The organism is Draconibacterium mangrovi (assembly GCF_010586825.1).
GTDB classification, from domain to species: domain Bacteria; phylum Bacteroidota; class Bacteroidia; order Bacteroidales; family Prolixibacteraceae; genus Draconibacterium; species Draconibacterium mangrovi.
The window spans coordinates 124,903-139,129 of record NZ_JAAAGB010000005.1 but is presented as its reverse complement, the minus strand read 5'-3'; the positions used below and the strand labels follow the sequence as shown (position 1 = coordinate 139,129).

Genomic DNA, 14,227 nt, shown 5'->3' with positions numbered 1-14,227 from the left:
GCGCGTAAAATTTATTAACCTTCAATCTTTTTATTTACGATTTCCAGAATTGCCGCCTCTTTTTCTTTAGCTGCCTTCAGCAAATTCTCTGCTTTTGTCAAAGCCTTCTCCAGGTACTCAGCATCGGCAAAACCAGCTGCATTGATTTTTACATTCAGGTAAGCACCGTGAACTGCCGTTCTCGCACACAAAGCCCCTACTCCGGCATCGGAAACCGAATTCGGATTACCAACTTCGGCCATGGCCTGCATCACTTCCAGCGAGTCGTGCGCCAGTTGCATCACTTTTAACGGAACTTCAATGGCATTTTTTGTTGCATCGTGAATGGCTTGTTTGCGTTCGGCTTTTTCCTGTTCGCTGGATTTTGGCAATCCAAAAGCAGCCATAATTTTATTGAAAGCATCGGTATCTTCATCTACGCAGTTCAGCAATGCGGTGTGGTAGTATTTGCCTTTTTCAGCCCAGTCTGAGAATTCTTCCCAACGCTCATCCCAGCCACGTTTATGTGCCGATAAGTTGGCCACCATAGCACCCAGGGCACCACCCAATGCACCAACATAAGCGGAAATAGAACCACCGCCCGGAGCCGGTGATTCAGAAGCTGTTTCATCTTTAAACTGCGTTAGAGTCATATCAATCAGCTTTTTCGCCGATTTATCTTCGATCACATATTCAATGATCTTCTTTTTAGGATCGAATGGCCCAAGTTCATCCAACCCAAGGGACTTTATGGCAATCTTTATAATCTCCTCATCCGAAATTCCGGTTGACCGTTCCTGTTTACGCAGAAAATATTTCCCGGCATCCAACATCGCCTGAAGCGGAATTAATCCCACCAACTCTGAACCGGTTACACGAATTCCACGTTCAGTAGCTTTTTTGCAGGTTTCATCAAAAGCTACGTGCACAGGCGTAACTGTTATGTCGGTCAGGTTAATCGATATTTGGGCAACACCATATTCTTCGATATACCAGCCAATGGCGCGGGTCTTTTTCAGACTACCCGGTATGCGAACCGGTTCACCGTTTTCATCAGTAACAATTTTTCCGGTAATGGGATCTCCTTCGCGTTTTACACGCCCTGCCTCACGAATATCAAAAGCAATGGCATTGGCGCGGCGGGTTGAGGTTGTATTCAGATTGATATTGTATGCTACCAAAAAGTTACGTGCCCCAATTGCCGTGGCACCACTTCCGGCAACTCTTTTATTCCACTCATTCGGTCCAAAATCGGGTCTCCATTTTTCAGTTGTAATGCGCTCTTTTAAAGCCTCGTACTCTCCTGAGCGACAATTGGCCAAACTGCGGCGTTCTTCTTTAAACGCAGCAAACTCGTAACTAAATACCGGAATTCCCAGTTCTTCACCAACGCGTTGCCCAAGTTTTCGGGCGTATTCAATGGCTTCTTCCATGCTAACATTGGCAACGGGCACTAAGGGACAAACATCGGTGGCTCCAAAACGCGGGTGTTCACCATGGTGCTGACTCATATCGATCAACTCGGCAGCGCGTTTTATTCCGCGAAAAGCAGCTTCGATAACATCATCCGGTGTACCAACAAAAGTTACCACTGTGCGGTTGGTGGCTTTTCCCGGATCAACATCCAGCAAACTTATATCGGCAACACTTTCAATAGCATTGGTAATTTCCTTGATTATACTCATATCGCGCCCTTCAGAGAAGTTTGGAACGCATTCAATTATCTTTTTCATAGTTTAATTTTAGTCGGGAGTCCGAAGCCGGAAGCCCGAAGTTTGTATTCCCTTGACAATACGAAAATAGAAATACACGTAGACTTAGCTCATGATTTTTTGCAGTGATTGTTCATGATTTATCATCAGGTAGTATTTTTCAAAATCAATCTAATTTAAGCACTAGAAATGAAATATCTTGAGGACTGATAAGATTGAAGAGATTGATAAAGATCGATTTGAGCACCATCAATCTAACTCAATCTTCCATCAATCTGTATGTACTTTCTGTCAGAATATCCTTCCAGACAAATCACTGGTATAAATCCAATATTGAAAGCTAAACCTAGAAGTTTTGCACCTCTCCGTTAATGATCACCGTTTCTACCAGGTTTGAACCGTATGCATACGGCAAATACTCAATTCCCGGAACTTCGCTGGTAATAAAAAGGTTCGCAATCTTTCCGCGGGCAATACTTCCGTAGCTTTCGCTAATTCCCATGGCGTAGGCCGTATTTAGCGTGGTGGCATTAATCACCTCTTCAGGCAACATTTTAAAGTTTATGCAGCCCATTGCCGAAATCAAACTCATATTTCCACTTGGCGATGATCCCGGGTTAAAATCGGATGCCAGCGCCACCGGCAAACCGGCCTCTATCATTTCGCGCACCGGCGACAATTTCATATTCAAAAAGAATGCTGCTCCCGGTAATACTGTCGGCATGGTTTCCGAATCTTTTAGCGCTGCAATTTCTTCCTCTCCCACATATTCCAGATGATCGACCGAAAGGGCATTGTATTTCACCCCGGCCTGAATACCACCTGTTAATCCCAGTTCGTTGGCATGGATTTTTGGTCGCAAACCGTATTTCAAACCGGCCATAAGAATTCGTTCAGTATCTTCCACCGAGAAAAAACCCCGGTCGCAAAAAACGTCAATAAAATCGGCCAGTTCTTCGGCAGCTACCTGCGGAATCATTTCATTAATGATGATATCGACATATTCTGCCGGATTGTTTTTATACTCCGACGGAATGGCGTGTGCCCCCAGAAAATTGGCACGCACACAAATGGGCGAAGTGCGTTTAATCCGTTGAATAACACGCAACATTTTCAATTCATCTTCGGTGTTCAGGCCATAACCACTTTTTATTTCCACTGCACCGGTTCCCATTTTTACAATCTCCAAAACGCGCTCCATGGCACTTTCGTACAGCTCATCTTCCGAAGTTTCGTGCAACAGTTTGGCCGAATTCAATATTCCTCCTCCCCGGCGCGCAATCTCTTCGTACGACAAGCCCTTTATGCGGTCTACAAATTCTTTTTCGCGAGGTGCCGCATAAACCAAATGCGTGTGCGAATCGCAAAAACTGGGGTAAACCAGCCGGTTCGAGCAGTCGATCTCTATCAGCAGGTCATCATCAAAATATTTGTCTTTTAGCTGATCCATTGTGCCGAAGTCCTCAATCAATTCATCGCGGATAATCAGAAAGGCATTTTTTATGGTATTCACTTTTGTCATTTCTTTTCCGGCTCTGAACAAAACGGGTTGATCTTCAACCTGAACCAGTTCTTTTATATTCTCGAGTAATAATTTCATCTGTTTATAATTATTTATTTTTTAAGGTAACAGATGGAACTCCCATGAAGATAATCATTCGCGTTTGTTTGAAAAATTTTCTCATGGTCGTTTCATTTGCCTTGCTGTTATTCTGTTTGTTTTAAAAAGGTACAAAAATGCATGCATAAATCAACCTTTTACATCCTGATTTTGGAATGATGGATATCAGCAAATCAAATTCGGGCCCGGAAAAACAAAAAATTGCGGGGTTAACCTTTATCGTGTTCTCACGTATTAGTGGGAAACTTTAATCACAACTATTATGAAAAACTTATTTCTTCTTTTTGGGCTTTTAGCTCTGCTAATGGCTTGTCAAACTGTTGATCCGGCGCAAGAGAAAGCTGCTGTTGAAACTACGCTTACTGACTTTTATGCTGCCATGGAAGATTTTAATTACGATGCCGTGAGAGCACTGTGTACTTCCGATTTTAGTCTTTACGAAACCGGATTCGACCATCAGGATCTGGATGGTTTTATTGAATCGGTGAAATCGATGGAAGGCGCAGCTTTTAATGTTGCTATCGATATAAAAAGCACCGAAATATCTGGCAATATGGCTTTTTCAGTGGTTAATTTTAATGCCGATATTGCAATGGGCGATGCAAAAATGAGTATTGAAGCCTACGAAACGTATGTGTTCAAAAAAGTGAACAATAAATGGCTGATGCATTACTGCCATAGCACACACCTACCCGATAAAAGCGATGTAAATCTGGCCAGCCTACACTTACTTAAAGTACCAGAAGGCGGATCAATTGACGCAATACTAAATGCCATGGATAAATTTAACAAGGCCATTGCCGAAATGGGTTTCTGGGATTGTGGTTACACCGTTATGCAAGTGGTTCCGGGTAGTAACGACGAGTACAACTACTTTGTAAAAGGAAACTGGAAAAACCAGGAAACCTATGATGCCGTACACAATAGTGAAGCCTGGCAAACTATTTCGAATAATTTCCCGGAAGAAGCTTCGAAACTAATGGAGAATCAGATCTATCTGAAGGTTGAGGATTTGTAACAGAATCTATTCATATCAGTAAACCATCCATATTTCGTATGAATAATGGATGGTTTATTTTTTATTACGAATTATAAATCTGAAGTAACAAATTCCGATTCCTGTAACGATTCATGAAAATGGATCACTTTCCACTTGCTTTCTATTTTTTGCAGCATCAGGGTACTTCCACATTCCGGGAAACTTAAAGTGGAGCCCGGAAAATAAAATTTCCCTTTATAGGGCATGGTAACAATAGCAACATCGCGGGTAACTATCCGAATATCGGGAGACGAAAAGCTAAAATCTACTTTTTCAAGATTATCGAATATCCCATGAACCTCTTTGGTAAAAGCATCCACATTCATTGTTTCTCCATGAATTCCGATGTACTTAAAATCTTTATCGAGTAAAAAATTTGCCTCGAAGGCCTGTTTTACATCCATGTTTTTCATACCATCCATCATGGTATTAATGGTGGTTTGCACCTCTTGGGCTAAAACTTCTTTTTCTGTTTCAGAAAGTGGTTTTTCAGCGTTGTTTGTACATGCAGCAAGCACGAACAAACCTGCGGTTAAAAGGATTGAAATGGTTCTCATTTGATTAGTAATTTTGATTTGAGTTAAAGTTATGGTGATTTTTGAGAATACTTACATTGAAATGAGTTTGCCAATAATTTCATCGGGAGTAGTCAATTCTCCCGACACGTTTTCCTGATGAAAATAGTTGTACCATCCGGTTTCCATCACAAGGGCTTCAAATTCTTTTTTTATATCCAAGGTTGGAAATTTCCAGACGGCATAAAAATCAAAATTAGCCCGATGGGTTGTGGCCTCATCGTTTATGCCCCAGCCAACAATTTCTACTCCCTTGTTGAGCAAGTCCTGCACATGCGGCCCTATTTGTTCAAGGTAACTGCCACGCTCGTCATCCGACAGTTGTTTCCAGGCATCGCGGGCACTCCATAATTCAATAAAACATTCCATGATTGTTTGGTTTTTAATTGATGAATTAAAGTATTCCGGCCAAATAAGTCTGAGACTGCCTGCCCAGCTTTACAATCATATAAGTCACAAAACAAACAACTGAGAAACAACACATTAAACTCCTTCCTAATACACAACTACTAAACGACGACTTGAAATAATACTGCAGTTAATGAAAAAATAGAAAGGAACTCATCATTAATGATCTTCCTAATCAACTTTCCATGAAAACAAAAAGGGCACCCAACCGGATACCCTCTATCGTTTCTATAAATTCTGACTTTACTGTCGTGTATCAGATTTCAAAATAGCATCAATCGCTTTATTGATATCTAATGAGGCAGCAGCCTGCCGCGGAGGAAAATCCTTAAAGCTCGACAAATGTTCCGTTAACATACCAATAGCCGGTTGCATTACCCACGATTTGTGCATAATCAATTCGAAACCATAGATATCATCATATTTTTCAAACGGGTCTTTCCGCAGGTTAAAAAGCTGTGGCATGGTATGCGTTACCATATCGTCGAAATAACGTTCCTTGGTGGCAAAATGCATTTTCCATGGGCCAACACGCATAGCTGTTAAACCCGATTCATAGTAGTAGAAGAAATAGTTTCGTGCCGATTCATCGGTTTTTCCTTCCCAGTAATCCAGGTTGTTAAATCCGTCGATGTACACTTTGTAGGTCATATCGCCAATGGTTTTCCCGGCTTTTAATTCGTCTTTTATTTCAGGCTCGCCAACGGCTGCCATTATGGTAGGCACCACATCCTCGTGCGCCGAAATGCCGTTACGGATTAATCCTGCAGGAATGTTTTTAGGCCAGCGCACCATAAACGGAGCACGAACACCACCTTCGTAAGTAGTCATTTTTTCACCTCGGAACATGGTTACACCGGCATCGGGGAAAGTACTTTGCTCCGGTCCGTTGTCAGTAGTGTAAATCACAATAGTATTTTCGGCTATTCCCAGTTCATCAAGATAATCCAGAATTTCACCCACCTGTCCGTCGTGTTCCATCAAACCCGAACCAAACAAGTCCATATCGGTACTTATCGGTGTTGCCAGGTTACGCGACTCTTCTTTCAGGTGCGTGTAAACGTGCATACGGCTTGTTGCATGCCAGATAAAGAAAGGTTTACCGGCATCATGTGCCCGTTTTATAAAATCTTCGGTTTTGGCAACCAGTTCATCGTCGAAGGTTTCCATACGTTTGCTGGTGAGTTTTCCGGTATCGGTAACTTTCTGTTTGCCAATTACACTAAAACGCGGATCTTCTGTTGGGTCATAAGTATCGGTGGCATACGATTCGATGATACCACGCGGGCCATACTTTTCATAGAATTCCTTGTTTTTCGGGTAATCAGCCTGTTCTTCTTCTTCCGAAACGTTCAGGTGATACAGGTTTCCAAAAAACTCGTCGAATCCATGCACGGTTGGCAGGTGTTCGTTGCGGTCGCCCAAGTGGTTTTTTCCATACTGTGCGGTCATATAACCAAGTGGTTTCAGCAACTCGGCCAGGGTTGGATCTTCCTTTTTCAGGCCCAGCGGATTACCGGGCTGCCCAACGGTAGTTAATCCTGTACGAACCGGTTTTTGTCCGGTAATAAAAGCAGCACGACCAGCCGTACAACTGGGTTGTGAATAGTGGTCGGTAAAAAGTACGCCTTCTTTTGCAATCCGATCGATATTCGGCGTTGGGTATTGTAATCCCAGACTGTAACAACTTAGCGCGTTGGGAGCAACGTCATCAACCATGATGACAAGGATGTTGGGTCTTTCCTGTGCAATAACAAAAACGCTCATGCACATCAAAAACAAGGTCAATAGTTTTCTCATTTTAATAATTTAAAGTTCATAATCATTTCTTTCTAAAACATTTGTCAGGGCCTAAAGTTTTTTGGGTGAACTGTTTGGCGGCCCATACATTTTCTATCAAGTTATGGAATTCTACATAAATTTAAAAGGAGTTTTTCAAAAAATTTGTGTCTCAAGTTCAGAACAAAAATTCTTATCAGGAGCTAAAAAGGGCGACTAAGATTGATCATTATTTCTGCTACATGGCGATTAACTTTTCAATAATATCGTCGGTAGTATTTATTGCTCCGGAAACATTTTCCTGGTGGAAATAATTGTACCAACCAGCTTCCATTACTACGGCTTCAAACTCCTTTTTCGTATCCGGCGAAGGGAATTCCCAAACAGCATAAAAATCAAAATTAGCCCGATGTGTTGTAGCCTCGTCATTAACTCCCCAGCCAACAATTTCTACACCTTTTTCGAGCAACGATTGTATATGTGGCCCGATCTGGCCAAGGTAGCTGCCACGCTCTTCTTGCGACAGTTGCTTCCAGGAGTCTCTTGCGCTCCATAATTCAATAAAACATTCCATGATTGTTTGATTATAGTTAATCCCTACAGACACACCGCCCCCGGCCTGCCTGAATTTCCATTAAATAAGTTACAAAATAAACACCTGAAAAACAACATATTACCTGATACTAGACAGAAGACCTTGTCGTTCACTTTTTAGACAGATTCAATGAGATACAACTCATTTGATTAGGAAGTATTTCTTTGAAAGTATTATAAAAGCAAATCCTTTCCCCTCCTTCTGTTCTTTTGAACAAATAAAAGTGTGACATTGAACATTTTACACCCGGCAAACGTTTCTTTCTATAATTGCATCCACTACGTTAACCCGGCTATCCTTATATACATTCTGGCCAATCCCCGGTGCTTAACCATTAATTACAAGCTTGAGAATATGCCTTACTTTATCGACAATCACGAGCTAAATGGTGATACCCACACCGAAACAATAGCACAAAAGCACCTTAAGGATATAAAAGTTCAACACCGATATAATTGCCGGAAACTGGGTTACTGGTTCGACGAAAAACGAAAGATCGCCTTTTGTTTATTCGAGGCCCCCAACCGCGCATGTATCGAACAACTGCACCAGCAGGAACATGCAAATGTTCGCAACCATATTATTGAAGTCGACTCCCGGATCATTGATTTTTTTCTCAAACAAATCGAATCGAAAACCCAAACCGAAAAGGTAGACATTAATAGTATCAGTACACAGCCGCTTACAACAATATTGGCACTTAGTATCGATTCGAATGAATTGTACAGTTTAGAATTAGAAGAGCGACGTTCGCTGCTAAAAATGTTTAAAAAACTGGTACTTGACTATTGCAAACACTTTGAAGGGAACGTTATTTTGCGCGACCAATATTCCTCGCAGCTTACTTTTGATACAGCCAGTGCTGCGGTTTATTGTGCTTTAAAAATCCACAAAGAATTTACCCCTCTCCTAAAAAACCTTCAGCGAAAGTTATTTCTAAAGGTGGGAATAAGCGGATGTTTCCTGGATAATATAAACAATATTGAATTTCAGCAATCGGTAAAACTGGCTAAAAGGTTGTGTTACATTGCCACCTCGAAAATATTGGCTACCCTCGAAGTGCGTAATTTGTTTCAAAGCGAGAGTATGAAAGTAGTGATTAAAGGCGACCGCATAAGATCCGTGTCGCCCGACGAGTTGCGTTTTATTACCCTGCTAATGGAATATATGGAGAGGAATTGGAAAAACCATGACCTGCACGCCTCAATGCTCGAAGATCACCTGGGATGCAGTAAATCGCAGATCTACAGAAAAATGAAAACGCTTATAGGCCAATCGCCAAATTCGTTTATTAAAGCCTACCGCCTTAATCGCGCCAAACAACTTCTGCGAGATAAAAGCGGTAACATCTCCGAAATAGCATTCGATACCGGTTTTAGCAGCCCATCCTACTTCACGAAATGTTTTCAGAAAGAATATGGAATAAAACCTTCCGACTTTCAATTGGAGATGGTCAAAGTCTAAAACCATCTATAAAATACCTAATGGTCTTTTTTTATCTTTTTTTGAATCAAAATTGATAACACCTGTCCGCTCTTCTGCCTTAAATTTGCATGTAACAGTTCAATGGATTAAAATTGAAGAAGGGCCCCAAAGCATCAAACCCTATAAATTTTAAATGTTAGTTAGATCCTAAACATCCGGTTTGTGGTGTTAAGGCCAGCGATTGAAAACAATGGAAAAAGAGATATAGAAACAACAGAAAACAAAGAGAAAGAAACAAAGTAAGATTAAAATTTGAAAACTATTAAAACTCAAAGTCATGAAAACAATTAAATTATTATTCGTTTGCATGTTGGCAACCCTGTTTGCTTACGCACAAGAAAATGTTCCTCCCTACATGATGACAGATGTGGAAGTAACACCTCCCAAGTTTACAGCAGTTAAGTATAATGCTGCTGATAATACTAATTCTCTAAAAGCCTACATCGCCAACAATTTTAAATACGATGCAGAATTTGGTGGGGCTACTGAAGGTACCGAAGTGATTAAATTTACCATTAATACCGATGGTAGCTTGTCGGATATTGAGGTGGTAAACAGTGTTTCGCCGGCAGTTGATAACATTCTAACAAGTATACTGGAAGAAACTAATTACATGTGGATGCCAGGTAAAAACAACGGAGTTCCGGTGGCCATGGAAAAAGAAATAGCCTTTCAGATAAAACTGGGAATGACCGAATCGGCAGCTGAAGATCGCGATTTTACCGCAATTGCCCAGGACCATTTTACCAAAGGTGCTGAAAAGTTATTCTTCGACCGTAAAACCAAAAAAGCCATTAAATGTTTCGAGGCAGCCGCCCGCTACCGTCCATACGACCAAAGTACTTTGTATATGCTGGCACTTTGTGAAGTTGACCGCGGAAATACCGAAGCAGCTCAGGCATATGTTGATCGGTTTAGGAAACTGGGAGGAGATAAAGAAATCCTGGAACAACAACTGGCACAAAACGTGAAAAGCATTGAAGGATACGAACTACTTTCGCAACTTTTTGCAACTAAATAATTAAACGTATTACTTTAAAGGTTAAACACAGGCCGTTTCGGGAACTTGTTCCGGGATGGCCTTTTTAAGGCTAATTTATAATCGCCGGTTTACAGAGGCAAAATAAACCTTTCAATACGAATCATCATCCGGTAATTTATATTACTTCCGTTCTTAATCTCTATTCAATCTCCCTCAATCGTTCTTTAATCCGGTGTGATGCAAATATTGTATTTATTGATTCATGGAGCCGACCGCATTTCTACCGAAAAATCCGAAGTCGTACCGGTACTTCGCCCAACGGTTTTATTCGCGACCTACGCATGAGCAAAACGCTTTCATTAATGAAACAACGAAATAAAAATAGTATCGAAATAACCCTGGATATTGGTATCAGCAATCCATTGTATTTCACCAAATGTTTTCACGAGAAAAATATGGAATTCTTCCTTCGCGGGTAGCCGTATGAGATAGCAACTCACCATCCCGCGCGTACTAATCCTCACTCAATTAAGCTTTGATTACCAGGATAATATTTCACAACGAATTGACACTGCTATTCCTGCAATGTCAATTCGTTGTGAAACTGGCATGCATAAGTTTCAGTTTTAACCAAAATTATAAAGTCATGGAAATTATTACAAAATCCGGTAACAAAACAAACATCGAACAGCAGCTGATCGACGATTTTAGCGCATTATTGGGTGGAACATTGGTAACAGCTTCGGATGCCAGTTACAACGAAGTTCGTCAGATATGGAACGGCATGCACGACAAAAAACCGGCACTGATAGCACAGTGTTCGGGAGTGGCCGATGTGGTGGCATCGGTAAACTTTGCCCGCGAAAACGACATCCTGTTTTCGGTGCGCGGCGGCGGCCACAATGTTGGCGGTAGTGCCTCTAACGATGGCGGACTAATGATCGACCTATCACAAATGAAAGGCATTCGTGTCGATCTTGAGAAGAAAACCGTTTATGCACAGGGCGGTGTAACCATTGCCGATCTCGACCGCGAAACGCAGGTATTTGGGTTGGTAGCTCCGTCAGGAGTGGTATCAACAACAGGCGTCGCCGGCTTAACACTTGGGGGCGGGTTTGGCCATCTGCGTAAAAAATACGGATTAAGTATCGACAACCTGATATCGGTGGATGTGGTAACTGCCGACGGACAATTTATTACCGCCTGCGAAAAACAAAACTCCGACCTGTTTTGGGCCGTACGTGGCGGCGGTGGAAATTTTGGTGTGGTTACTTCTTTCCAGTATCAATTGCACCCGGTAGGGCCTATGGTAACCTTGTGTGCTCCTTTTTACCCTGCCGAAGAAGCGCCTGAGTTATTGCCGGCATGGCAGGCTTTTATGGATGAATCACCCGACGAGGTATCGTCCACTGCCATGTTCTGGACTATTCCTCCGGATCCTCATTTCCCCGAAGAAGCGCACGGCCGAAGAGTACTTATTCTTGTCGCTGTTCATTGTGGCGATGTGGAGAAAGGGCAAAAAATGCTTGAACCTTTACGCCAACTGAGCACACCTTTGGTCGACCTGAGTACGCCTCTGCCCTGGACGACACTGCAAACCATGTTCGATCCCTTCTTCCCGAAAGGTGAACAACTGTACTATTTTAAATCGAGATATATTAACCGGATGGACACAAAAACTATCGATGCCATTGTGCCAAAAGCAAGTAATCCGCCACAACCTATGGTGCTGATCGCCATTTGGCATATTGGCGGAGCCGTGAGCCGTGTAAAAGACGATGCCACGCCTTTCTCCGGTCGACAATCGAATTACCTGTTTAGTATCGATGCCATTTGGGCCAATGCCGCTGCAAATGATGAAGTAATAAGCTATGCCCGCGACTTTTTAGATGATCTGAAGGAATTTTCGCCGGGTGGTTTGTATGTCAACTTTGCCGGTTTGGGCGAAGAAGGAACAGACCTGGTAAAATCGGCTTACGGGGAAAACTACGAGCGCCTGTCGGTGATCAAAAAGAAATACGATCCGGGCAATTTATTCCGCATCAACCAGAATATTAAGCCGGCTGAATAAGAAGTACAGCATTTTGAAAAACTTAATAAATGGCATGTCAAGACTTGTCTCCCATTTCTCAAAAAAGTTTGTCCCAATTTTATCTGGGTAGGTGACCGTCCGTCATCAGACGGACGGTTAGAAGATTTGGAATCTTTTTTAGAAGTTTATCAGCATTATAACCTTCATTATTCTCAGAAATTTATAATCAGGAGAATCCAGAACATTATTAAAAGAATGACCATTAAAACTACTCTGCTATTGCTTATTTCTTTTCTGTTCCTCGTTTTATCGGGTTGCAGGATGAAAAATAAGGAAAAACAACAATTAAGTTATACTACGATAACCTGCAATGTAATACCTGAAACAAGTGATGATGACTGGTACAGTACCAACAAAAAAGCACCATTATTTAATAATCTTGGCAATTATTCCTATCCAATAACTACCAAAAATGAGCTGGTTCAGCGATATTTCGACCAGGGATTGATTTTGGCTTATGCATTTAATCATGCCGAAGCAGCGCGTTCGTTCTATTACGCAGCGAAACTCGATCCTAATTGTGCCATGGCCTATTGGGGCTACGCATACGTGCTGGGGCCAAATTACAATACGGCAGGCTACATGGAAAGCAAAAACTATCCGCCAGCATCCAATGCCATACAAAAAGCGGTTGCACTGGCCGATAAAGTTACGCCAAAAGAACAAGCACTAATTCTGGCTATGGCTGAACGTTATACCAAAGCTGTGCCCATAGACAGAGCTCCTTTGGATAAGGCTTTTGCCGAGGCGATGAAAACGGTGTTCGAAACTTTTCCCGAAGATGCAGATATTGGTACTCTTTATGCCGAATCGTTAATGAACCTGCATCCATGGGATCTGTATAATGCCGACGGAACACCAAAATCCTGGACGACGGAAATTGAGGAAGTACTGGAAAAGATTATAGCGCAGAATCCACTACATCCGGGAGCTCATCACTTATATATTCATGCAGTTGAATCCTCAAATACTCCGGAAAGAGGTATTCCTTCTGCCAAGGTTTTCGACGACGGGCTTGTACCCGGAGCAGGACATTTAGTGCATATGCCTTCGCATATTTATATTCGCACAGGGCACTATCATAAGGGAACTGTTGCGAATATAAATGCTGTTGCATCCGACAGCTCATACACCACTGCCTGTCATGCCCAGGGCGTGTATCCTCTAACTTATTATCCGCACAATTATCATTTTATGGCAGCTACAGCTACACTGGAGGGAAACAGTTACTGGGGAATTCTAGCATCAGAGAAATTGGGAGAAATGGTTAGTATACAGTTGATGAAAGAGCCCGGCTGGGGAACTCTTCAGCATTATTACACTATCCCGTACTATGTGTATGTAAAATTCGGGAAGTGGGATAAAATTCTTACTTTACCCGATGAGACGCCTTCATTAAGTTATCCTTCTGCAGTTCGTTCTTATGCCCGGGGAATGGCATTTCTGGCAAAACAAGATGTTGCCGGAGCGCAAAAGGAACTTGACAATCTTGAAATTTTAGCGCAGGACGAAAGTTTGAAAGACCTGACCATTTGGGATATTAACTCAACTTACGAGTTGGTTCAGATAGCGCACCATGTTTTGAAAGCTGAGATTCTGGCTACGCAAAAAGATTATTCGCAATCGGTTAAATTACTAACCGAAGCCATAACAATCGAAGATGCATTAAACTACAATGAACCTCCTGACTGGTTTTTCTCGGTACGCCATCATTTAGGGGCGGTTCAGATTGAAGCTGAAAACTACCGTGATGCCATCGAGACTTACCGGGAAGACCTTGCCAATTTTCCACGAAATGGTTGGGCTTTTCACGGTTTGAAACGGGCTTACAATAAGCTTGGAAACAGTGATAAAGTTGCTGAAATCGATCAACAATTAACAGATATATGGGCAACTGCAGATATTCCAATCAACAGTTCAAGGATTAAATAATCTCTTTTTTGGCTGATTGAAACTCCTT

At 42.0% G+C, this 14,227-nt stretch carries 12 protein-coding genes; 6 read left to right on the top strand and 6 right to left on the bottom strand.

Annotated features, from left to right (window positions below; translation table 11 throughout):
* Positions 1–14 precede the first annotated feature (14 nt).
* Positions 15–1,712: a glutamate formimidoyltransferase gene (gene ftcD / locus G4420_RS14150; RefSeq protein WP_163324519.1), complete on the bottom strand. Its 1,698-nt coding sequence runs from the start codon at positions 1,710–1,712 to the stop codon at positions 15–17.
* Between the two features lie 325 nt (positions 1,713–2,037).
* On the bottom strand, positions 2,038–3,291 hold the full coding sequence (hutI, locus tag G4420_RS14145; RefSeq protein ID WP_163324517.1) for an imidazolonepropionase: 1,254 nt from the start codon (positions 3,289–3,291) through the stop codon (positions 2,038–2,040).
* A 283-nt stretch (positions 3,292–3,574) separates the two neighbouring features.
* Here hutI and G4420_RS14140 point away from each other — a divergent pair, with 283 nt between their 5' ends.
* A complete protein-coding gene (locus G4420_RS14140) occupies positions 3,575–4,330 on the top strand; it encodes a YybH family protein (protein ID WP_163324516.1) in 756 nt (251 codons plus the stop codon).
* Positions 4,331–4,401: 71 nt separating this feature from the next.
* On the opposite strand, the gene G4420_RS14135 is transcribed toward G4420_RS14140, so the two are convergent.
* From G4420_RS14135 to G4420_RS14120, 4 genes are all read right to left on the bottom strand, one after another.
* On the bottom strand, positions 4,402–4,908 hold the full coding sequence (locus tag G4420_RS14135) for a nuclear transport factor 2 family protein (protein WP_163324514.1): 507 nt from the start codon (positions 4,906–4,908) through the stop codon (positions 4,402–4,404).
* A 51-nt stretch (positions 4,909–4,959) separates the two neighbouring features.
* Positions 4,960–5,295, bottom strand: coding sequence for a DUF6616 family protein (locus tag G4420_RS14130; protein WP_163324512.1), 336 nt, complete (start codon positions 5,293–5,295; stop codon positions 4,960–4,962).
* Between the two features lie 282 nt (positions 5,296–5,577).
* Positions 5,578–7,134, bottom strand: a complete 1,557-nt coding sequence (locus tag G4420_RS14125) for an arylsulfatase (protein ID WP_163324510.1) — start codon at positions 7,132–7,134, stop codon at positions 5,578–5,580.
* Positions 7,135–7,351: 217 nt separating this feature from the next.
* Positions 7,352–7,687, bottom strand: a complete 336-nt coding sequence (locus G4420_RS14120; protein ID WP_163324508.1) for a DUF6616 family protein — start codon at positions 7,685–7,687, stop codon at positions 7,352–7,354.
* A 252-nt stretch (positions 7,688–7,939) separates the two neighbouring features.
* On the opposite strand from G4420_RS14120, the gene G4420_RS14115 reads away from it, so the two are divergent.
* The 5 genes from G4420_RS14115 (at position 7,940) to G4420_RS14095 (ending at position 14,199) form a co-directional block, all read left to right on the top strand.
* On the top strand, positions 7,940–9,172 hold the full coding sequence (locus G4420_RS14115; RefSeq protein ID WP_163324506.1) for a nickel-binding protein: 1,233 nt from the start codon (positions 7,940–7,942) through the stop codon (positions 9,170–9,172).
* A 298-nt stretch (positions 9,173–9,470) separates the two neighbouring features.
* Positions 9,471–10,214, top strand: a complete 744-nt coding sequence (locus G4420_RS14110; RefSeq protein ID WP_163324504.1) for an energy transducer TonB — start codon at positions 9,471–9,473, stop codon at positions 10,212–10,214.
* A gap of 77 nt (positions 10,215–10,291) precedes the next feature.
* On the top strand, positions 10,292–10,654 hold the full coding sequence (locus G4420_RS23490) for a helix-turn-helix domain-containing protein (RefSeq protein ID WP_163324767.1): 363 nt from the start codon (positions 10,292–10,294) through the stop codon (positions 10,652–10,654).
* 167 nt (positions 10,655–10,821) lie between these two features.
* Entirely contained in the window at positions 10,822–12,246 is a 1,425-nt protein-coding gene (locus tag G4420_RS14100) for an FAD-binding oxidoreductase (RefSeq protein ID WP_163324502.1), read from the top strand.
* Between the two features lie 282 nt (positions 12,247–12,528).
* Positions 12,529–14,199 carry a tetratricopeptide repeat protein gene (locus tag G4420_RS14095; RefSeq protein ID WP_204273692.1) on the top strand — a complete coding sequence of 557 codons (1,671 nt, stop codon included), beginning with the start codon at positions 12,529–12,531 and terminating at the stop codon, positions 14,197–14,199.
* The last annotated feature ends 28 nt before the right edge of the window (positions 14,200–14,227 follow it).